The organism is Kitasatospora sp. NPDC059577 (genome assembly GCF_042735475.1).
Taxonomy (GTDB): domain Bacteria; phylum Actinomycetota; class Actinomycetes; order Streptomycetales; family Streptomycetaceae; genus Kitasatospora.
Genome location: NZ_JBHWBZ010000041.1, coordinates 1 through 18,929, shown reverse-complemented (window position 1 = coordinate 18,929; position 18,929 = coordinate 1). Strand labels below are relative to the sequence as shown.

Here is an 18,929-nt window from a genome sequence, read left to right as displayed (position 1 = left end):
CGGTGCTTCCTCTTCCTTGTTGACGGGGGTAGCGGGTTTCCGTGGAGTCAGTCGCGCCAGCGGGACGAACGGCCGGTGTGCTCCAGCCGGGTCCGGCCGAAGGTCTCGCGTTCGCGGAGGAGTTCGCCGGGGGTCGTGTACCGGGGTGCGTTCTTCGGGTCCTTCGCGGCCTGCGCGACGATCGCGTCGGTGAGGGCGCGGATCATGTCCAGCCGTGGGTAGGCGGCGTGCACGGTGTCGGCCTGCTCGTCGGTGACGGCGTCGAGATGGTCGGCGCCCGGTGAGCGGCCGAAGTCGAGGGCGACGCCCTCGCGGACGAGCAGGCACAGCGTGCCGCGGCGTTCCGCGATGCCCGGGGAGGTGTGCAGGGCGATGGCCTGCCAGACCTGGTCGGCGTCGGCGGCGGGTACCCCGCGGTCGGTCAGGAACGCGGCGGCCCGGTCGGCGCCTTCGACCTCGAACCGCTGGCTGTGCGGGCCGTCCGATGCCACGCCGAGGTCGTGCATCGCGCACGCGGCGAACAACAGGTCGTCCTGGTAGTCGTGGCCGGCGGCCAGGCCGAGGCGGTCGGCCACCAGCCGGGCGAACAGGTAACTGCGGATGCTGTGGTTGAAGACGGACGGCGTTTCCACCGGCCGGATGAGGTTCACGACGGCGTCGGCAAGCGGTGTGCCGGGCAGCGTGATCAGGTCGGCGATCGTCTCGTGGGTGGGTCCGGTCATGTCTTCAGCCTGGCCGCGACCCCCCTGACCTGGTGAGAGGCAAAATTTCCATACTTCGCTAGAATCTTGCCATGGCAGTGCATCGAGTCGCGGTCCTGGCGCTGGACGGGGTCACCCCGCTCGACCTGGCGATCCCGGCGCAGATCTTCACCACCCGGCCGGAGACCCCCTACGAGATGACCCTGTGCGCGCCGGCTGCGCAGGTGGCCACCAGCGCGGGTTTCGCCCTGCTCGCCGACGGGGGTCTGGAGCAGGTGCGCGCCGCCGACACCGTGGTCGTGCCGGGGTTCGAACCGCTCCTCCCGTTGCCGGACGCCGTGCTCGACGTACTGGCCGAGGCCCGCGGCCGGGGCAGGCGCGTGGTGTCGATCTGCACGGGCGCCTTCGCGCTGGCCGCGGCGGGCGTGCTGGACGGGCTGCACGCCACGACCCACTGGAAGCACATCGACGAGTTCGAGCGGGGCTTCCCGGCCGTCACGGTCGACCGCGACGTGCTCTACGTCGACGAGGGCGAGGTGCTCACGTCGGCCGGGGTGTGCTGCGGCATCGACCTGTGCCTGCACATCGTGCGCCGCGACCTCGGGGCGGAGGTGGCCAACCAGATCGCCCGCGGTCTGGTCGCCGCCCCGCACCGGGACGGTGGGCAGGCCCAGTACGTGCCGGCTCCCGTCGCGGTGGCCGGTGAGGCGTCGCTCTCCGGTACCCGGGGCTGGGCCCTGCAACGGCTCGGCGAGCCGCTCACACTGCGCGTGCTCGCCCGGCACGCGGGCCTCTCGCAGCGCACCTTCATGCGCCGGTTCACCGAGGAGACGGGCACGACCCCGTTGCAGTGGCTGCTCAACGCCCGGCTCGGCCGGGCGCGGGAAATGCTGGAGACCACGGACCGCTCGGTGGACCAGGTGGCGCGGGACTGCGGGCTGGGCACGGCAGCCAACCTGCGGCTGCACTTCCGGCGCTCCCTGGACACCACCCCCACCGCCTACCGCCGCACCTTCACACGCTCGACGTCGCACGGTCCGGCCGGTTCACCCGCGGTCCCGTGCTCGGACTGAGGACGGCCACCGCGACGCCGAAGGGCTTCGGAGGCGGGTCACTGCCGTCCGGGCCACCGAGCGGGCAAGGAGAAACCTCGGACCCGAGCGGTCAGGAGAACAAGCCCGGCCCGGGGTCGCGTCGCCCGTGTTCACGGAACGTCCGCCGCCAGGCGGTCGGACCCCCGCTGAGCGGTCGGACCCCCGCTGATGGGGGCGATCTCCAAAGCCGGGGGATCCCCCACCGTCGGCGCACCGATCCGGCTCCCACCGCACAGCAGTGGTCCATCCTGCTGGACGGAGGCAACACACCGCCCGACCTCGCCGCCGCGCATCCGACGGGCACCGGTGTCGGTTTCGAGGATGCCCCGGCCGGCCGGGTGGCTCGGCCGGGGTCCTGGCGGAGTGTCACACGTGGTGCAGACCCACGAGGTCTCGGCTTCCCGGCCGGCGCCGAGCCGGTCGGACCGCACGCCGCCACCGACCCGGACGGTGACCCGCGGCAGCGCCGGGACCGCGGCCCGGCCGGACCCGACGCGCGCTCGACCCCGGCGCCGACCGGGTCCTGACCGGCACCGCCGGCCCTCCCCGAACACCGCCCCCGTGGTCACCGGCCACCGTCGACGCCGAACTGCGCACCGTCCCGGAGGAGTTCGAGCAGCGCGCCGAGCCGCGACGGGAGCCTTCGACGGCCCGGACGAGGACGTCCTGGCAGAGACCGCCACCGAGGCGCGGTCCTTCGAAGCCGCCCCGGCCGACGCGGTCGACGACCTGGTACGACGCCGTCGTCGGCCATGACAGCCGCGGCTTCGACGGCGGCAAACCGATCCATGGCCGCGAACGACATGCCGTGGTCGACACCCTCGGCCTGCGGGTAGTCACCACCTCCCGCTCAACGGGGAAGCTCAGCGGTCGCCGCCACCCGCAGCGAACACGACCTGCTCGGGGACCGCGACGTCCCCGCCGACGCGTACTGGGGCGTCCGCACCCTGCGCGCGATGGAGAACTTTCCCATCACGGGCACGCCCGTCTCCGCGTATCCGCACCTGATCGACGCCCCGGCCGCCGTGAAGGAGGCCGCCGCCGCGATCGGCACGGGCTCAACTCCCCGCCGGCTACGCCGAATCCGCCCGGGCCACCTCGCCGACATCACCGGGCTGCCCCTGGTCACCGCCGCCGACCTGGTCGAAGCCACCCAGGACTGCGGCGCGTTCGTCCAGATGTCCGGCGTACTCAAGCGCATCGCCGTCAAGCTCTCCAAGACCTGCCATGACCTACGCCTGCTGTCCTCCGGGCCGCGCGCGGGCCTCGGCGAGATCAACCTGCCGCCGGTGCAGGCCGGTTCGAGCATCATGCCCGGCAAGGTCAACCCGGTGATCCCCGAAGCCGTCAACCAGGTCGCCCCCGAGGTGATCGGCAACGACGTCACCATGGCCGCCGAGGCCGGGCAGCTCCAGCTCAACGCCTTCGCGCCGATCATCCTGCACTCGCTGACCACGATCGCCGCCGAGCACCCCACCGTCCGCAAGGCCTGGGCCGACACGGCTACAAGAACGCCGTCGTCGAACACGGCGCCACCCTGGGCATCGACGTCGAGATCGTCCGCCGCGACCCCATCACCAGGGGATTCGCATCCCGCCCCGTCGCTGGGTCGTCGAGCGCACCAACCGGCTGGGCTCATGCACGACCGACGCCTCTCCCGCGACTACGAAGCCCTCCCGGCCCGCTCCGAGGCCGTGATCCACGTCGCGATGATCGACCTCATGACCCGCCGCCTCACCGGCGGAGCCACCCCCACCTGGCGCGGAACCCGAACCCCGGAGTAGGGACGAAACACTCAGTCACATCCCGGCGAGCAGCTTCCGCACGCGGGCGGCGGTGTTGGCGTCGCGGGCCGCCGCGAGAGGCAGGTCGCTGCCGCCCTCGATCCGGGGAGCATGGTGTGGTCGCCGCCCTTGGCGGTGTCGGCCTTCGCCCGAGCCACGAGCGCGGTCAGGTCGCACTCACCGGGGAGCATCTCGTCGGTGGAGAAGTAGAAGAACTTCGACAGCCGGTGCACCAGGGCGTCGTACTGGTCGTCGTCCGGCTCGCCGTCCAGAAGCGGGGCGAACTTCTCCAGCTCCGCCGCGATCTTGCCGAGGTCCTGCCTGGGGAGACTTGGCCGTGAGGTCCTTGACGAGGGCGGCCACGACGTCCTGGGACGTGGTGTGCTCGGCAAGCGCGGCCCGGCCGTCCTCGTGGTCGACTCCGGCCTCGTTGCAGGCGATCTCCAGGATCTCGGCGAAGTCGCCCAGGGCTCGGAGCTCCAGGTCGCCGCCGTAGGTGTGCCACGCCTCCACCCGGGCGCCCGGAGGCAGGACCGGGCCCAGCTCGTCGCCGATGGCCTCGACGTCCTTGTCGTCGAGCGCGAAGACACCGGACGCCACGTCGGGGGCCGGCGCGTCCGGTCGGGTCAGTCGTGGAGAACGGCCCCGAGTCCGACCGGCTACCGGTCGACACCGGGAAGTCGCGGAGCCGATATGCGCTCAGGTGTTCACGCCAGAAAATACATTGGACACGACCTATCTGGCCTGTTCGACGACCGAGCAGAACACCCGAGGAGTGATCATGACGGAAGACCCGAGCGCGCTGCCGCCCGGTGTGACCATGACCCTGGCCGCGATCGCGGCGACCGGGGCGGCCCCGCGTCCGTCCGGGGAGACCCTGGCGGTGCAGAAGCAGCGCATCTCCGACGGCATCGTCCAGCAGCTCTCCGACAAGACCCTGGCGACGCAGGGCAATTGGGAGCTGGCCTGGCTCGGGCTGAGCCCGGACAACGCCAACATGGCGTACATCGCGAAGGGTCCGTCGAGCCAGTTCGCCGTGGTCGTCCGCGGGACGGTCGGCAACGCGATCGACACGGTCGAGGACCTCGACGTCGGCACGGTGGTCCCGTTCACGGTCGGCGGGCCGTCGCCGGTCTCCGTCTCGAAGGGGGCCATGACGGCGTTCACCCAGGTCGTCGCCATGACCGACGAGTCCTCGGCGGCCGGTTCCGGCCTCGTGGAGGCGCTCACCTCCCTGCTCAAGCCCGCCCAGGGGGCGACGGTCTACGTGGTCGGTCACAGCCTGGGCGGCTGCATCGCGACCATGCTCGCGCTGTACCTGCAGGCCCAGACCTGGAACGACTCGCCGCAGTTCGCCGTGAGCACCTTCGCCGCCCCCACCGCCGGTCTGAAGGACTTCGCCGACCGCTTCAACTCCGTGAAGTGGGCCCTGTACCAGGGCTACGTCAACAAGTACGACCTCGTGCCGCTGGCCTGGGCCGGTCTCGACACCGCCAAGCAGTGGTACCCGTCCCCCGGTCCGGTCGCGCCCCCGGCCGTCAAGGACCTCCTCACGGTGATCAAGGGCCTCAGCGGGACCAACGAGTACGTCCAGCCGACCACCGCCTTCTCCCCGCTGAACGCGGACTACAAGGCCTACGACCCCAAGGTGCTCAAGAGCACGACCCAGGACTTCCTGGCCCAGGTCGCCTTCCAGCACTCCAACTCGACCTACCTGAAGCTGCTGAACTCCCCCGTACCGGCTCCCGCGCCGGTGGTCGACAGCATCAGCCCCCGTGTCGGTGCCCCGGGCACCCTGATCACCATCACGGGCAGCGGCTTCGACTCGGAGAGCATGGTCGACTTCGGTACCGTCCCGTGCGTGCCGCCCAACCTCGTCAATGACACCCAGATCACCGCGATCGCGCCCGACGGGGTCGGCGTCGTCGATGTCCGGGTCACCAACGACCTGGGCACCTCCCCGGCCGTGCCGTTCGGGCAGTTCGCCTACGGCGGCTCGGAGCCCGTGGTGGTCACCGGCATCGTCCCGGACAGCGGGAAGCTCGGAAACACCGTCACCGTCAACGGCGTGGGTTTCGGCACCACGCCCACCGTGTACTTCGGCAGCCGCACCGCAACCGTCACGGGGGTCTCGCCGACCCAGATCAAGGCGACGGTGCCCTTGCCGGATCCCCTCCAGCCCAAGACCATCGACGTCCGGGTACGGGTGAACGGCTACCTGTCTCCCACCGTCCCGGTCGACGAGTTCACCCACACCGGCTGACCCGGAAATCGGTCCGCGGTCCGGTGCCGGGCGGCGTGGACCGTCGAGCAGCGGCCGACAACCCCGACCCGGAACCGGACCTCGGACCAATGCCTCAAGCCCGCCGCTCCGGGCACCGTTCCACCGGCTCACAGTGGTCGCCCCGCGGGCCGACCACCGGCCGAGGCCGAGGATCCTCAGGTTGACGGGGGTCGTGAAGCCTGCGAACAAGAGGATCAAGGCGATCACGGCCGGCCGTCGTCCGCTCGGAAGTACCGGCCCGGCCGACATGAGCGCCTTCTACTCCAAGCTCTTCGGCACCGCGGCCGCCAAGCGCCGGCCCGGCTATGCGAACTTCGCCATCGCCACCCCGCCGCTCAAGCTCGTCCTCATCGAGGGCGAGCCGGGCGAGGACACCCGCCTCGACCACCTCGGCGTCGAAATCGAGAGCAGCGAGCAGGTCACCGCCACCGCCACCCGCCTCAAGGACACCGGCCTGGCCACCTTCGAGGAGAACGACACCTCCTGCTGCTACGCGCTCCAGGACAAGGTCTGGGTCGCCGGCCCCGGCAAGGAGCCCTGGGAGGTCCATGTCGTCAAGGCCGACGCCGACACCCTCGACAAGGCCGCCACCGCGCCGGACGCTTGCTGCGGCACCACCGCCTGCTGCACCCCGTGATGCCGCTCATCGCCCTGTCCGCGACGAGTAACCGCTCGAAGAAAGGAAGCGGATACCGAGGCCGGACCCTCACGCTCGACCAGCAGCGTCACCTGTTTCCGCCGGTGGACCTGCAATGACGGGGCCCACCCTCACGAAGCCCTGCTCGGCATGCTCGCCCTGCTGCACGGCGCCTCCAGCTCCGAGCTCCGCATGCTGCAGGTCTCCGACATCGACCCAGCCACGCGAACAGTCCGGCTCGGCAAGCGACCGCACCCGGTCCCACTCGACCCCGCTTCCTGGGCCGTGCTGCAACGATGCCTCGCCCACCGGACGGCCTGGTCGACGCAGAACCCCCACGTCATGGTCACCAAGGGAGCGAAGGGCGGCCGAAGCCCGGCATCAACTGCCCACCTGACCCACGTCCTTGACGACTGCGGCTACCCGCCACGGATGGTCCGCGGCACCCGCCTGGTCGACCTCGTCGACACCATGGACCCCAAGCCGGTCGCCGCCGCCTTCGGCATGGACCCGCAGGCCACCCTCATCTACCTTGCTGATCACATCGATCCGACTCGTCTGCCCGACCAGCACCAGCAGAGGAACTGACATGCGACACCTTGCCCCCGCCTTGGCCCTCGGCGCCCTCCGACGCGGGAGGCAGATCGAGCAGTTCCTGGGCGCCATCGAAAGCGACTCCGGCCCCGGCCTGCGCTGGATCGCCCTCAGCCCCGGCTCTACGGGCATCACCGTCTACCTGAGCGAAGTCGAGGACGTCGGCACCGACACCTTTCTCGACATCACCGAGTTCCCACCCCTGGATCCCGAGGACGAGACGTGGGGCCGGGAGATCGCTGTTCTGCCCACCCCTGAGGACGCACTCCAGCTGGCAGAGCGCGATCTCGCCGCTGACCCCGAGCGCTGGGTCAACCAGGGCATCGTCTGCGACGAGTACCAAGACTTCCGGACCGTACGCAGGTCGAACCCGTGAGGTTTCGGCGGCGCCTCGCACGGGTTCGCCGGGACATGTGCACTTTGCCGAACGATTCGTTGGAGGCGATGGCGACGCTGTTCTTCACCTCGCGCTCGGTCAGAACCCGGAACAGCGGTTCAGCCCGTTCTGCTTGTCTGTCGAACGGGCGCGGAAAGCACCCGGTTGGCGCGTCCGCGCGGCCGGCTTCCCACGCTCGAAGTGGCTGTCCGACTTCGACTACACGGCCAACCCCAACGTCACACCCGCGCACTGCTCGTCGCGGAAGCTGTCATCTCGTCCTGCAGAGGACTGAATGCGTGGGACTGCTCCGTGGACAGGGCAGACAACGGGAGACCCGGCCGGACGCCGACGGGCGGGCGGGCGGGCGGCCCAGCGTCGGTGTCGGACGTCGGAGGCTCGGTCGAGCCCGCGTGTCGTCGTGGTGACGGCCCTCGCGAGTCCGTCAGCTGCCGAGTGGTCCACGAGGGTGACGCGGGCTGCTTGCGTGGCGGTGGCACTGCCCTGTGCGGCACCGTCGTTGCGGTCAGGCGAGGCGATTGACCAGGGCAGTGAAGAGCGCAGGAGCGCGGCTGGCCAGTGGGACGATTCGCGGGGCCAGTAGCGGGCTGGCGCGGATGCGTACCAGCGCGCCGGTGAGCAGGTGGTGATTGAAGGTGGCCCGCCGCCACGCCTGCTCGTACTCCTGCGGTCGGCCGGCGTGTACGCAGCGCACCAGGTGGGCGGCACCGGCGAGGGAGAGCGAGATGCCCTCTCCGGTGAGTGCGTCGATGTAGCCGGCGGCGTCGCCGACCAGGAGGACGCGCCCGGCCACCCTGGCCCCGACCCGCCGGCGCATCGGTCCGGCGCCCCGGACGGCCGAGGCGGCCTGGGAGGCGAGGTGGTGAAGGAGTGCGGGGAACGCGGGCAGCAGCGCGTCGAACGGCATCCGCTCGCCGGTCAGGATGGCGACGCCGATCAGGTCCGGGCCCAGCGGGGTGACGTAGGCCTCGCCGAGTGCGGACCAGTGGACTTCCACGCAGTCGGTCCAGGGCGCCACCGCGAAGTGCCGCCGCAACCCGTGGCGCGGTGGTCGCGGGTCGGTGCGTTCCAGGCCCAGCTGCCGCCTGATGGTCGAGTGCAGGCCGTCTGCGGCAACCAGGTAGCGGGCGGTGAGACCGGCGGCGGTGACGCTGTCGCCGTCCTGGTGGACGGCGGTGACCTTCCTCTGCAGCGTCGGCACGCCGAGCTCGGCCGCCCGGCGGGACAGCGCCGCGTGCAGGACGGTCCGCCGTACGCCCATCCCTGCTCCGTGTCGGAACCTGCCCTCGGCTCGGTAGCGGTCGTCGAGGTAGCGGATGCCGTGGATCGGGTGGCCGGTCAAGGCCACGTCCAGCGCGGCCAGGGCGCGGACGGCCCCGGGCATCAGTCCCTCGCCGCACGCCTTGTCGATCGGGGCCGGCCGTGGTTCGACGACCAGCACGTCGAGCCCGGCCAGGGCGGCGTGGATCGCGGTGGCGAGGCCGGCGGGCCCGCCGCCGGCAACCAACAGGTCGATCACGCCGGCACCTCGGTGCAGTCGGCCAGGGCGGCGTTCTCGCAGCGCAGCCGGGTGGCGAGCAGGGGCAGGTTGAGCAGGGTGAAGGCGGTCGCGGTGAGCCAGGCGCTGTGGACGAGGGGCAGAGCGGCCCCTTCGGCGACGACGGCGAGGTAGTTGGGGTGGCTGAGCAGTCGGTAGGGGCCGGTGGTCACCAGGGGCAGTCCGGGTACCACGATGACCCGGGTGTTCCAGCGCGGCCCCAGCGTGCCGATGCACCACCAGCGCAGTGCCTGGGCGCCGACTGCCAGGGTGAGCATCGGCCAGCCGAGGGCGGGCAGGAACGGGCGGTCGGCGAGCTGGGCCTCGGCCACGCAGCCGGCCAGCAGCCCGGTGTGGAGCAGGACCATCACGGGGTAGTGGCTGCGGCCGAACTCGACGCCGCCAAGCGCACGGCTCCAAGCGGCATTGCGTCGCGCGACGGCGAGTTCGGCGAGGCGTTCGGCGGCTACCAGGAGGATCAGCAGGGTGTAAGGGAGCACATGGACCTACCAGCGGAGCAGGACGAGTTCGGAGCAGAAGCCCGGCCCCATGGCGAGGAGCAGACCGGGCGTACCGGGCGGCGGCGGGCACAGTTCGAGGGTGTCCCGCAGGATGTGCAGTACCGAGGCGGAGGAGAGGTTGCCGACCCGGGACAGCGAACGCCGCGTCAGCTCCAGCGCCCGCGCGTCCAGCCCGAGTGCTTCGCCCAGGGCGTCAAGCACCTTGGGCCCGCCCGGATGGGCGACCCAGCCGGTGACGTCCGGCGGCTTCAGGTCGTGCTCGGCGAGGAAGGCCCTGACGTCCTCGCCGACGTGCAGGCGGACCAGCTCGGGCAGTTCGGCGCCGAGCACGATCTTGAATCCGGTGTCGCCGATGTCCCAGCCGAGCACGCGTTCGGTGCCGGGGTACAGCAGGCTGCGGGTGGCCACCACCTCCGGACCCGCCCACTCCTGGTGGCGCGGGTGCTGCCGGCCGACGGCCACCAGCACGCCGGCGCCGTCGCCGAACAGCGCACCGGCCACCAGGTTCTGCACCGAGGTGTCGGTGCGCTGCAGGGTAAGCGAGCACAGCTCGACCGAGAGCAGGACCGCGACCTGCCCGGGATGTCCCTCAAGGTAGTCGTGCAGCCGGGCGAGGCCCGCCGCGCCCGCGACACAACCGAGTCCGAAGATCGGCACGCGCTTCACGTCCGGCCGCAGGCCCACGCGCCCGGCCAGCCGGGCCTCCAGCGAGGGTGTGGCGATGCCCGTCACGGAGGTGGAGATCACCAGGTCGACCTCGTCGGGTGCCAGGCCGGCCGCCGCCAGGGCGCCGGTCAGCGCCTGCTCGGCGAGCTCCAGCCCGGCTTCGACGAACAGGTCGTTGGCCTGCCCGAAGCCGTCCAGCTCCAGGTAGCGCTCCAGCGGCAGGACCAGGTAACGGGTGCCGACGGTGGAGGTGGCGTGCAGCCGTTCCAACACTGCGCGGTCCCCATCGGGCGGCAGGCACATCGCCGCGAGGGCCTCGGTGATCTCGCCCTGCTCGTACCGGTGCGGCGGGAGTACCCCGTAGACGGCGGCGACTCTGCTCATCCGGCCAGACTACGGCTATCTGACTATTCATCACGAAATGGAATGTATTCGGCGGTTTGCCCGATCTAGCATGGGACCGTGCACACCGCCGGAGCCCAGCACACGCCTGCGGCCGGGCAGTCCCGTCCCGGCGCGGGCGGCCCGGTCCGTGGGTTGCTGGCCGCCTCCCACGCCCTCCCCTCGATCGCCGTCACCGCCGTGATCACCGCCCTGGCGGCCGCCTCCGGGCGGAGCCCGGCGGGCACCGCGCTGGCGGCCTCGGCGGTGCTCGCCGGGCAGCTGTCGGTGGGCTGGTGCAACGACCGCGTCGATCTGCGCCGGGACCTTGCCACCGGTCGGGGTGACAAGCCACTGGTGGCCGGCACGGTGCGCCCGCGGACCGCGGCCGTCGCCTCCGGGTGCGCGCTCGCGCTGTGCGTTCCGCTGTCCCTGGCCAACGGGCTCGCGGCCGGCACGGCTCACCTGGCCGGGGTCGCTGCGGCATGGTCGTACAACCTCGGCGTCAAGCGCACGGTGCTCTCGTGGCTGCCCTACGCCGCGGCCTTCGGGCTGCTGCCCGCCTTCGTCACCCTCGCCCTGCCCGGACACCCCTGGCCGGCCGGATGGGTGATGGTCGCCGGCGCACTGCTGGGCACGGGCGCCCACGTCACCAACGTCCTGCCCGACATCGACGACGATCTGGCGACCGATGTCCGCGGCCTGCCCCAGCGTCTCGGCCCGCGACCGGCGAGGGTCCTGGCCGCCGTGCTGCTGCTCGCCGGGGCGTTCGTCCTCGTCCTCGGGCCGTCAGGGCGGTTCGGCGCCGCGGGCTTGACCTCACTTGCCCTCACCGGCGCGCTGGCACTGGCCGTCGCGCGACCGCCACGGTCCGACCCGCGCAGCCGACTGCCTTTCCTGGCCACCCTCGCCCTGACCACCCTCGACGTCGGCCTGCTCCTGGTCCGCGGTGCCGCACTCACCTGATCGGAGCATGGGCCGCCCGAAGTCGGCGGCCAGGCAGGCGGTGTCGTGCTCCGCCGGTACGACGACCACGGGACGGCGGGGGCGGACGACCACGGTACTGGTCGACCCGAGGGCGAGGCGCCCCCAGGCCCCCGACGCCCGGGAGCCGACCACGAGCCTGCGGTCCGTTCGAATTCCGAGCGCCGGGCAGGCATGTTCAAGCGGGGCCTGCAAGGGGTCAGCCACGTGAGCCGAGCCCTCGAACTGCACAGGTTCAGGAGCGGGTCTCAGTAGCTGCCGCCGCCGGTGGAGCTGGCCGACGGTGAAGCCGAAGCGGAGGCCGCGCTGGTGATCGCGTCACCGCTCGGACTGACCACGTACCACGAAGCGCCGAAGGCGTTGACGCCCTGGCCGTTGGTTTCCCCGGGCTTCGTGTCCTTGAAGAAGTGGTACAGCGGGTGGCCGTTGTAGGTCACCTGGGTCGAGTTGTCCGAACGGGTGGTCGTTCCGACGAGGGACGCGGTCACTCCGTTGCTGCTGGGTGCTCCGGTCGTGGTCTGCGGCGGCCAATTCTGCGTACAGGTGCCGTTGCAGGTCGAGGTCGTCCCCGTGTCGGCCTTGAACAGGTACAACGTCCTACCGGAACCGTCGACCAGGATCTGGCCGAACGGCGAACTCGCCGTTTTCACCGTGGCGACGCTTCCGCTGGGAGCGGCGGAGCCGGTGGCGGTCGTGGGCGTGCTGGTGCCCGCAGTCGGGGTCGAGGAAGCCGTGGTGCCGGAACTGCTGCAGCCGGAGGCGGTGGCCACCATGGCAACCACGCCGACGGTAAGGACGATGAAACGATTCATGACATACCTCTTGGCCCTGGGGACGCGGCGACGCCGGTCGAGCGGCTCACCGACGGTGACTTTCCGAACCACGTTAGGCACCGAAGCCCGACCTGCTTCCGCCAGCGATCCGGCCCCACGCCCACCTTCACTCGTGCGGGTGACCAAGGGTCGCGGGGGTCCGACCGTCAGCCGGGACGTCCGTGGGCATCAGCCGACCGGCAGGCCTGGAGCGCCACAGCGACGAACCCGCACCCGCACCCGACCACGGCTACCCGGCACGGAGGGCTCGCACCATGTGCGGCGCACGCGGCGGAGAACCGCGTGCGTCCTGGGTCAGAGTTTGAACATCGTGGCGTAGGGCTGGGTGATGCGTTCCCGCCGCGATCCGAAGTCGACGAGTACCGCGATGTCGCTGTCTCCTTCGACGCCGACGGCCCGGCCGAGGCCGTAGGTGTCGTGGGTGACGCGGTCGCCGACTGCGAAGCGCTTGCGCGGTGCTTCAGCCGGGGGCTTGAAGGGACTGGTGGGCAGGGCGCGGCGGACTGCTGCAGGTTTCGTCATTTCCTGCAGTATGCGCCCAAAAACCCGGGAGCGGGTCTTCTCGGTGCACTCGCCTCCGGAGCTGCGACAGGAATTCTGCGCAAACCGTCCAGTGCGCCCCGGATGGGGCCGGTGGGCGTGGTGCGTCGCTTTCGCGGGTCTGTCGTGGTGGGGGCGGGTGCTCAGCTACCGCGCGACTCACCCTTCCGGGGGAGCGCGGGTCGGTCGGCTCCCAGGAGGCGGTATTCATGCCCAACCAGTCATCTCTGCAAGGGTGTTGACGGTCCTCTCGCCCCGCACCCGGCGGCCCTGGGGGAAGGGGTCCGGAAGGGCCGGGGTGGAATTTCCGCCCGCTGCGGGCCTGGGCCTGCTAGAGTCGTTCTAGTTGCAGTAGTGGTTCCCATGAACTTTGTGTGCGCCTGCTGATGTTTCGCAGGCGCCTTTTTGTTTCCCGGCTCTTCCCCGGGTGGGTGCTCATCGCGGCGACTCGAAGCGCGCGCTGTGCTCGCTTCGGACAGCCCCTTGAAGGAGATTTCTTTATGGCTAATGGCACTGTGAAGTGGTTCAACGCGGAAAAGGGCTTCGGCTTCATCGAGCAGGACGGTGGCGGCGCTGACGTCTTCGCCCACTACTCGAACATCAACGCCAACGGCTTCCGTGAGCTGCTCGAGGGCCAGAAGGTGGAGTTCGACGTCACGCAGGGCCAGAAGGGCCCGCAGGCCGAGAACATCCGTCCGCTGTAGTTCCTGCCACGGCACCCGCCTGGTAGCGAGGGGCCCGCACCGCGTACATGATGCCCGGTGCGGGCCCCTCCGCATTGCGCCACGACGCGCTTCCCGGCCGCTTCCGGCCCCTGGCTCCGCCACCGGCGGCCATCCCCACGCGAGACGCACGGCGCCGCGTCCGGATCGCCGCCCTGCCGTGACAGCTCACGGTTCGAGGTTCTTCGCTCCCGCCCTCCGCGGTGAGCGGCGACCGTCGGTGACGTGCCGCACGGTTCCACCGTCCACGCCCGTTCCTCACACTTTCGGCCCGTTCCCTTGCGGCCTCCTGCCGGCGCACCGCGCTGCGGAGCATCCTCGCGACGTGCCGCCCCAGGAAGGTTTCACATGAACCGCTCCAGTCGCTCCCCGTACCGGAACGCCGACTCCCGCTCCTCGGAATCCTCCCGCTCCAGCGGCACCTACGGATCCCGCTCCGGCGGCAGCTCGTTCTACGGCGACCGCCCTGCCCGCGGTCGTAGCAGCCGCCAGGGTTCCACTCCGCAAGGCGAGTTCGCGATGCCGGTGAGCACCACCCCGGCCCTCCCGGCCGTCGAAGCGTTCGACGAACTGGACCTGCCCAAGGCACTGCTCTCCACCCTGACCCGGCACGGCGTCACCGCACCGTTCCCGATCCAGGCCGCGACGCTGCCGAACTCGCTGGCCGGACGGGACCTCCTCGGACGGGGCCGCACCGGGTCCGGCAAGACCCTCGCGTTCGGCCTCCCCGTGCTGGCCCGCACCGCCGGCCGGCGCGCCGAACCGCGCCGCCCGCTGGCCCTCGTCCTGGTCCCCACCCGCGAGCTCGCGCAGCAGGTCACCGACGCCCTCACCCCGTTCGCCCACGCGGTGCGACTGCGGATGGCGGCCGTGGTGGGCGGGACGTCGATCCGACGCCAGGCCCAGGCGCTGAACCGCGGGGCGGAGGTCGTGGTGGCCACCCCCGGCCGGCTCAAGGACCTGATCCAACGCGGCGACTGCCAGCTGGACGGCGTCGGCATCACCGTCCTCGACGAGGCCGACCAGATGGCCGACATGGGATTCCTGCCGCAGGTCACGGAACTCCTCGACCAGGTCGCCGAAGGCGGCCAGACGATGCTGTTCTCCGCCACCCTGGACCGCAACGTCGACCGCCTGGTGCGGCGCTTCCTCAAGGACCCGGTCACCCACTCGGTGGACCCGTCCGCAGGAGCGGTCAGCACCATGGAGCACCACGTGCTGCACGTGCAGAACCACGACAAGAACGCCACGATCGCCCACATCGCCTCCCGCGACGGCGGAGTGATCATGTTCACCGACACCAAGCACGGCGCGGACCGCCTGGTGGAGGACCTGCTCGCGAACGGAGTGAAGGCCGCGGCCCTGCACGGCGGCAAGTCCCAGCCCCAGCGCACCCGCACCCTGGAGCAGTTCCGCAGCGGAGAGGTGACCGCGCTGATCGCGACCAACGTCGCCGCCCGGGGCATCCACGTCGACGGGCTCGACCTGGTCGTCAATCTCGACCCGCCGACAGACCACAAGGACTACCTGCACCGCGGCGGACGCACCGCCCGGGCCGGCGAGTCCGGCACCGTCGTCACGCTGGTGCTGCCCAACCAGCGCCGCGCGATGGCCCGCCTGATGAACACGGCCGCCATCACCCCCGTCACCACCCGCGTCAGCGCCGGCGACGAGGACCTGACCCGCATCACCGGCGCCCGCATCCCCACCGGCGTGCCCGTCGTCATCGCCGACCCCGCCGTCGAACGCCCCCGCCGCAGCCCGTCCACGAGCCGCAACCGCCGCAACCGCCCCGCCCACGCGGCCGGTGACACCCGCGCGACTGTCGCGGGCCGCGACAACCAGGGCTCCTCCGGCCGCCGCCGGGCACCGAGGCGCGTCGCCCTCGCCGCCTAGTCGTACTCGGTCGACACGTCGGTGACAGGAGCCGGTGGCCGTTGATCACGGGAGGACCTCCGGGCGTAGTGGAGTTTGCCGACTTCACTCACCTCGGAGGTCCTGGTGGCCCACGCTGATGCCCGGCTGACGTTTCACCGGATGCCTGCTGGTGCGACGTGTCCTCGACCGCCGGCCGGTCTCGCACAAGGGAACGGGCCCCGATCCCGCCGGACGGAGTCCCGCAGCGCTCCGAGGTCGGCGCGCGGCTGCGGGCCCTGACGGGTTTCGACTTCACTCTGGCAGGTGGTGTGGTCGCCAACGAGCGGTTCTTCGGGTCGATGGCCCGCGGGCACTTCCACGCGGTGCGGTTCGTCCGCCACCCGGCGGTGCCGCTGTACACGCCCGAACCCGATGTCGTCCACGACGTCCTCGGCCACGGCATCCACCTCGCCCACCCGCAGTTCGCCGACCTCTACCGGCGATCGGGCAGGCGGCGGTGCGAATCGAGAACCCGGACGTGCTGCAGATGATCAGCGACGCGTACTGGTTCACCCTGGAGTACGGAGTCCTGGAGGAGAAAGGCAGGCCCAGGGCCTACGGCGCGGCCCTGCTCTCCACCCTCGGCCTGCGGGTAGTCACCGCCTCCCGCTCAACGGGGAAGCTCAGCGGTCACCATCCGGCGGTGAGGTCGGTGGGCCGGGCGAAGCCGGTGTTGCCGTCGCCGGGCCACCGCTTCAGGACACCGGTGGAGTCGTCGCGGGCGAGGAGGTCGGCCTTGCCGCCCTTGGTGGTGCGGCCGGCGACGGTCTGGGTGTAGGTCCAGCCGTCGGTCAGCTTGACGGGGGTGTTGAAGGAGCCGCCGGGGTTGTGGGTCCACATCCACAGGATGCCGTCGGCGCTTCGGGCGACGAGGTCGGCCTGGCCGTCGCCGTTGAAGTCGGCGGAGGTGGTCTGGGTGAAGTTCCAGCCCGAGGTGAGTCTGGAAGGGGAGCCGAAGGTGCCGTCGCCGTGGCCGGGCCAGATGTAGAGGTTGTTGTCCGCGCCCTTGGCCACCAGGTCGGTCTTGCCGTCCCCGTCGAAGTCGGCGGAGGTGGTCTGGGTGAAGTTCCAGCCCGAGGTGACCTGGACGGGGTGGGCGAAGGTCCCGTCGCCGTTGCCCTTCCAGAGGTGGAGGACGTTGTCCGGGCCCTTGGCGAGGATGTCCGCCAAGCCGTCGCCGGTGAAGTCGGCGAGGGTCGTCTCCGAGAAGTCCCGCCAACCGCCGGTGACGACGGCAGGGCCGCTGAAGGTTCCGTCGCCACTGCCGTACCAGGCCTTCAGGCTGCCGGTGGAGTCCTCGCGGGCGATGAGGTCGGCGACACCGTCGCCGTTGATGTCGCCGATCGCGGTCTGGGACATCGCGGTGGCGACACCAGGGGTGCCCCGGGCGAGGGTGTCGGCGAGGAGCTTGGTGCCGGTGTCGTTGAAGTGCAGGTTGTCGTTCCGGTCGTAGAGGCCGTCCCGGAGGCGGCTGGGCATCAGCGGATCGCGTGCCGCCAGGTCGAAATCCGCACAGCCGTCGACGTCGTGGGAGGAGCGGAGGTAGCCGTTGACGGCCTGCCGGACGTTCTCCCCGGCGTCGCTGTAGTGGGTACTGCCGCCGAACGGCGGGATGGTCGCGACGAGCACACGCATCCCGTAGGCGTGCGCCCGGGCCGCGACCTGCCGGACTCCGCTGATCAGATCGGTGGCGGAGGCGTTGTGCAGACCGATGTCGTTGATGCCCTCGTACAGCACCAGGGTCCGGGCGTCGGGCTGGGCGAAGACGTCGCGGTCGAGGCGGTTGAGCGCGCTCACCCCGGCCCCGCCGGCGGTGTCGGTGAGCAGCGAGTTCGCGGAGAGACCGACATTGGCCACGCCCGTGTTCGGTGAGCCGGCGCGAACGTCGGCGGCGTAGTAGTCGGGCCATCGATGGTTGGCGTCCACGGCGGTGTGACCACCGTCGGTTTGGGAGTCGCCGAGCGCGACGACGGTGCCGCCGCCGTTGTCGTTCGCGACGTCGACACCCGTGAGGAAGGTCCAGAACCGGAACTGCCCGGGGTACCCGGTCGCGTCGGCGTCGGCGCTGTGGTCGCCCGCGCCGGGCTCGGTGGTGTACGAGGTGCTCAGTGCCCAGTCGTGCATCGGCGCGACCCGTACCGGTCCGGGCAGGTAGACGCTGACCAGGAGGTTGTCGCCCTGGCTGATCGGGAAGGCGATCGGGTCGCTGTGGACCTCGCCGCCGGCCGGCACCACGGTCTGCTGGGAGCCGTCGAAGGTCAGCGACACCGGGGTGGCCTTCGGGGTTCCGTGATCGGCCTGGACGGCCAGGGTGACGTGCCCGAAGGTGACCGGAGACGGTGAGAGGGCGTTGGTCAGTTTGATCCGGACCGTGTCCCCCGCGAGGTTCGGGTGGACGGTCATCCGCAGGGTCTGCCCGGTCCAGCCGCCGCTCTGCGGCACGGGACTGGCCACACCCATCGCTGCCGCCCAACTCGCCTCCCAGGTCTTTCCGTCGGGGGCGGACGTGGTGTCGCGCAGGGCAAGGCCGAAGACGTGCAGGGACGGCCTACCGCTGCCGAGTACCCCGCCGACGTTCGGCAGGGTGACCGAGGTGACGGCCTTGCCCCGGACGATCGGGACTGAGACCGCGTAGAGCCGGGCGTCGGCGGTCCGCGGGCCGGAGGCGGTGTTGCGGTGCGGGAGGGTGAGAGCCGCTTCGGCGGCGTCACCCTGGGCCCAGTCGCCCACGGTGAGGCGGTAGCCACTACTCGTTCCGTCGCTGTAGCGCACCGTTCCGCTGCCGGTCACGGGGCCGTTGGCGGCGGTGGCCAGGAAGCTCAGCGCGCTGCCGCTGCCGCTGACCGCGACGGTCTGGCCGGAGGCGAGGACGTTGTCCGGGCGGCCGGGATCCACATCGGCCCGGGAGAAGGTGGCGCCGCTGACGGTGATCCGCGCACTCCGGGACCAGCCCGCCGCGTCGAGGTCGGAGGCGGAGAGGGTGTCGCCGTCGCCGTCGAGGTCACCGGCCGAGGTGTCGGTGTCCGCGGTGACGGCGGTGTTGTCGAACAGGGCGGTGAGCGGGCTGCCCTGGGTCGCGGCCAGTGCGGGGGCCGCTCCCAGCGACATCAGACAGGCGCCCAGGGCGGACAGCACCGCCAGCGCCGCGATCGGGCGTTCGGCGGCGCGAGGTGTTCGGCGGAGGATGTTCATACGGTCCTTCGAGGTGATGTGGCGATCAGTGGTACGGCCGGGGGGGGGGGCGGCGGGACCCTCGGGCGCCGGGCGCGGGCCCGCGCCCTCCCTCTCGAGCCGGATGCACAGCGGGGGCCGTAGGGAGCGCCCGCGCGCGCCACCC

The 18,929-nt window shown here is 71.3% G+C and carries 17 protein-coding genes and 4 pseudogenes; 12 read left to right on the top strand and 9 right to left on the bottom strand.

The window, feature by feature from the left end; all coding sequences use genetic code 11:
• Nucleotides 1-47: 47 nt before the first annotated feature.
• Nucleotides 48-722, bottom strand: coding sequence for an HD domain-containing protein (locus ACFV0O_RS26990; RefSeq protein WP_380346074.1), 675 nt, complete (start codon nucleotides 720-722; stop codon nucleotides 48-50).
• A 71-nt stretch (nucleotides 723-793) separates the two neighbouring features.
• Between ACFV0O_RS26990 and ACFV0O_RS26985 the strand changes: the two genes are divergently transcribed.
• The 3 genes and pseudogenes from ACFV0O_RS26985 to ACFV0O_RS26975 form a co-directional block, all read left to right on the top strand.
• A complete protein-coding gene (locus ACFV0O_RS26985) occupies nucleotides 794-1,774 on the top strand; it encodes a GlxA family transcriptional regulator (RefSeq protein ID WP_380346072.1) in 981 nt (326 codons plus the stop codon).
• Between the two features lie 977 nt (nucleotides 1,775-2,751).
• Nucleotides 2,752-3,159 (top strand): annotated as a pseudogene (locus ACFV0O_RS26980) (lyase family protein); the annotation flags it as partial.
• A gap of 84 nt (nucleotides 3,160-3,243) precedes the next feature.
• Nucleotides 3,244-3,579: pseudogene (locus ACFV0O_RS26975) on the top strand (IS5/IS1182 family transposase); the annotation flags it as partial.
• An 11-nt stretch (nucleotides 3,580-3,590) separates the two neighbouring features.
• Here ACFV0O_RS26975 and ACFV0O_RS26970 read toward each other — a convergent pair.
• A complete protein-coding gene (locus tag ACFV0O_RS26970; RefSeq protein ID WP_380346070.1) occupies nucleotides 3,591-3,971 on the bottom strand; it encodes a hypothetical protein in 381 nt (126 codons plus the stop codon).
• Nucleotides 3,972-4,360: 389 nt separating this feature from the next.
• On the opposite strand from ACFV0O_RS26970, the gene ACFV0O_RS26965 reads away from it, so the two are divergent.
• From ACFV0O_RS26965 to ACFV0O_RS26950, 4 genes are all read left to right on the top strand, one after another.
• A complete protein-coding gene (locus tag ACFV0O_RS26965) occupies nucleotides 4,361-5,842 on the top strand; it encodes an IPT/TIG domain-containing protein (RefSeq protein WP_380346068.1) in 1,482 nt (493 codons plus the stop codon).
• 268 nt (nucleotides 5,843-6,110) lie between these two features.
• Nucleotides 6,111-6,500, top strand: a complete 390-nt coding sequence (locus tag ACFV0O_RS26960; protein ID WP_380346186.1) for an ArsI/CadI family heavy metal resistance metalloenzyme — start codon at nucleotides 6,111-6,113, stop codon at nucleotides 6,498-6,500.
• Nucleotides 6,501-6,650: 150 nt separating this feature from the next.
• Nucleotides 6,651-7,088, top strand: coding sequence for a hypothetical protein (locus ACFV0O_RS26955; RefSeq protein ID WP_380346066.1), 438 nt, complete (start codon nucleotides 6,651-6,653; stop codon nucleotides 7,086-7,088).
• Nucleotide 7,089: 1 nt separating this feature from the next.
• Nucleotides 7,090-7,470 (top strand): hypothetical protein, encoded by a 381-nt coding sequence (locus ACFV0O_RS26950; protein WP_380346065.1) that lies wholly within the window; start codon nucleotides 7,090-7,092, stop codon nucleotides 7,468-7,470.
• Nucleotides 7,471-7,516: 46 nt separating this feature from the next.
• Here the strand turns inward: ACFV0O_RS26950 and ACFV0O_RS26945 are convergent.
• From ACFV0O_RS26945 to ACFV0O_RS26930, 4 genes and pseudogenes are all read right to left on the bottom strand, one after another.
• A pseudogene (locus ACFV0O_RS26945) lies at nucleotides 7,517-7,594 on the bottom strand (AAA family ATPase); the annotation flags it as partial.
• Nucleotides 7,595-7,996: 402 nt separating this feature from the next.
• Nucleotides 7,997-9,010, bottom strand: coding sequence for an NAD(P)/FAD-dependent oxidoreductase (locus ACFV0O_RS26940; protein WP_380346064.1), 1,014 nt, complete (start codon nucleotides 9,008-9,010; stop codon nucleotides 7,997-7,999).
• On the bottom strand, nucleotides 9,007-9,528 hold the full coding sequence (locus ACFV0O_RS26935; protein ID WP_380346062.1) for an isoprenylcysteine carboxyl methyltransferase family protein: 522 nt from the start codon (nucleotides 9,526-9,528) through the stop codon (nucleotides 9,007-9,009). Before ACFV0O_RS26935 ends, ACFV0O_RS26940 begins: the two co-directional genes overlap by 4 nt.
• A gap of 6 nt (nucleotides 9,529-9,534) precedes the next feature.
• Complete coding sequence (locus tag ACFV0O_RS26930) at nucleotides 9,535-10,599, bottom strand: type III polyketide synthase (RefSeq protein WP_380346060.1); 1,065 nt, start codon at nucleotides 10,597-10,599, stop codon at nucleotides 9,535-9,537.
• A gap of 78 nt (nucleotides 10,600-10,677) precedes the next feature.
• Here ACFV0O_RS26930 and ACFV0O_RS26925 point away from each other — a divergent pair, with 78 nt between their 5' ends.
• Complete coding sequence (locus ACFV0O_RS26925) at nucleotides 10,678-11,562, top strand: UbiA family prenyltransferase (protein ID WP_380346058.1); 885 nt, start codon at nucleotides 10,678-10,680, stop codon at nucleotides 11,560-11,562.
• Nucleotides 11,563-11,828: 266 nt separating this feature from the next.
• On the opposite strand, the gene ACFV0O_RS26920 is transcribed toward ACFV0O_RS26925, so the two are convergent.
• Nucleotides 11,829-12,392, bottom strand: coding sequence for a hypothetical protein (locus ACFV0O_RS26920; RefSeq protein ID WP_380346056.1), 564 nt, complete (start codon nucleotides 12,390-12,392; stop codon nucleotides 11,829-11,831).
• 315 nt (nucleotides 12,393-12,707) lie between these two features.
• The gene (locus ACFV0O_RS26915; RefSeq protein WP_380346054.1) at nucleotides 12,708-12,935 is read right to left on the bottom strand and encodes a hypothetical protein; all 228 of its coding nucleotides are present in this window, start codon (nucleotides 12,933-12,935) and stop codon (nucleotides 12,708-12,710) included.
• Between the two features lie 518 nt (nucleotides 12,936-13,453).
• Here ACFV0O_RS26915 and ACFV0O_RS26910 point away from each other — a divergent pair.
• The 4 genes and pseudogenes from ACFV0O_RS26910 to ACFV0O_RS26895 all read left to right on the top strand — a co-directional run.
• Nucleotides 13,454-13,657: a cold-shock protein gene (locus ACFV0O_RS26910; protein WP_099897249.1), complete on the top strand. Its 204-nt coding sequence runs from the start codon at nucleotides 13,454-13,456 to the stop codon at nucleotides 13,655-13,657.
• Nucleotides 13,658-14,023: 366 nt separating this feature from the next.
• Entirely contained in the window at nucleotides 14,024-15,571 is a 1,548-nt protein-coding gene (locus ACFV0O_RS26905; protein ID WP_380346052.1) for a DEAD/DEAH box helicase, read from the top strand.
• A gap of 158 nt (nucleotides 15,572-15,729) precedes the next feature.
• A complete protein-coding gene (locus ACFV0O_RS26900) occupies nucleotides 15,730-16,083 on the top strand; it encodes a hypothetical protein (protein WP_380346050.1) in 354 nt (117 codons plus the stop codon).
• Nucleotides 16,080-16,130, top strand: a pseudogene (locus tag ACFV0O_RS26895) (hypothetical protein); the annotation flags it as partial. The gene ACFV0O_RS26900 and the pseudogene ACFV0O_RS26895, both read left to right, overlap by 4 nt.
• Before the next feature lie 92 nt (nucleotides 16,131-16,222).
• Here ACFV0O_RS26895 and ACFV0O_RS26890 read toward each other — a convergent pair.
• Complete coding sequence (locus ACFV0O_RS26890; RefSeq protein ID WP_380346048.1) at nucleotides 16,223-18,784, bottom strand: FG-GAP-like repeat-containing protein; 2,562 nt, start codon at nucleotides 18,782-18,784, stop codon at nucleotides 16,223-16,225.
• Between the last annotated feature and the right edge of the window lie 145 nt (nucleotides 18,785-18,929).

Bases quoted from the DNA above. Each gene is read 5' to 3' on its own strand.
- ACFV0O_RS26905 (WP_380346052.1), top strand. From the start codon at position 14,024: ATGAACCGCTCCAGTCGCTCCCCGTACCGGAACGCCGACTCCCGCTCC.
- ACFV0O_RS26985 (WP_380346072.1), top strand. From the start codon at position 794: ATGGCAGTGCATCGAGTCGCGGTCCTGGCGCTGGACGGGGTCACCCCG.
- ACFV0O_RS26910 (WP_099897249.1), top strand. From the start codon at position 13,454: ATGGCTAATGGCACTGTGAAGTGGTTCAACGCGGAAAAGGGCTTCGGC.
- ACFV0O_RS26915 (WP_380346054.1), bottom strand. From the start codon at position 12,935: ATGACGAAACCTGCAGCAGTCCGCCGCGCCCTGCCCACCAGTCCCTTC.
- ACFV0O_RS26990 (WP_380346074.1), bottom strand. From the start codon at position 722: ATGACCGGACCCACCCACGAGACGATCGCCGACCTGATCACGCTGCCC.
- ACFV0O_RS26955 (WP_380346066.1), top strand. From the start codon at position 6,651: ATGCTCGCCCTGCTGCACGGCGCCTCCAGCTCCGAGCTCCGCATGCTG.
- ACFV0O_RS26950 (WP_380346065.1), top strand. From the start codon at position 7,090: ATGCGACACCTTGCCCCCGCCTTGGCCCTCGGCGCCCTCCGACGCGGG.
- ACFV0O_RS26965 (WP_380346068.1), top strand. From the start codon at position 4,361: ATGACGGAAGACCCGAGCGCGCTGCCGCCCGGTGTGACCATGACCCTG.
- ACFV0O_RS26960 (WP_380346186.1), top strand. From the start codon at position 6,111: ATGAGCGCCTTCTACTCCAAGCTCTTCGGCACCGCGGCCGCCAAGCGC.
- ACFV0O_RS26930 (WP_380346060.1), bottom strand. From the start codon at position 10,599: ATGAGCAGAGTCGCCGCCGTCTACGGGGTACTCCCGCCGCACCGGTAC.
- ACFV0O_RS26920 (WP_380346056.1), bottom strand. From the start codon at position 12,392: ATGAATCGTTTCATCGTCCTTACCGTCGGCGTGGTTGCCATGGTGGCC.
- ACFV0O_RS26890 (WP_380346048.1), bottom strand. From the start codon at position 18,784: ATGAACATCCTCCGCCGAACACCTCGCGCCGCCGAACGCCCGATCGCG.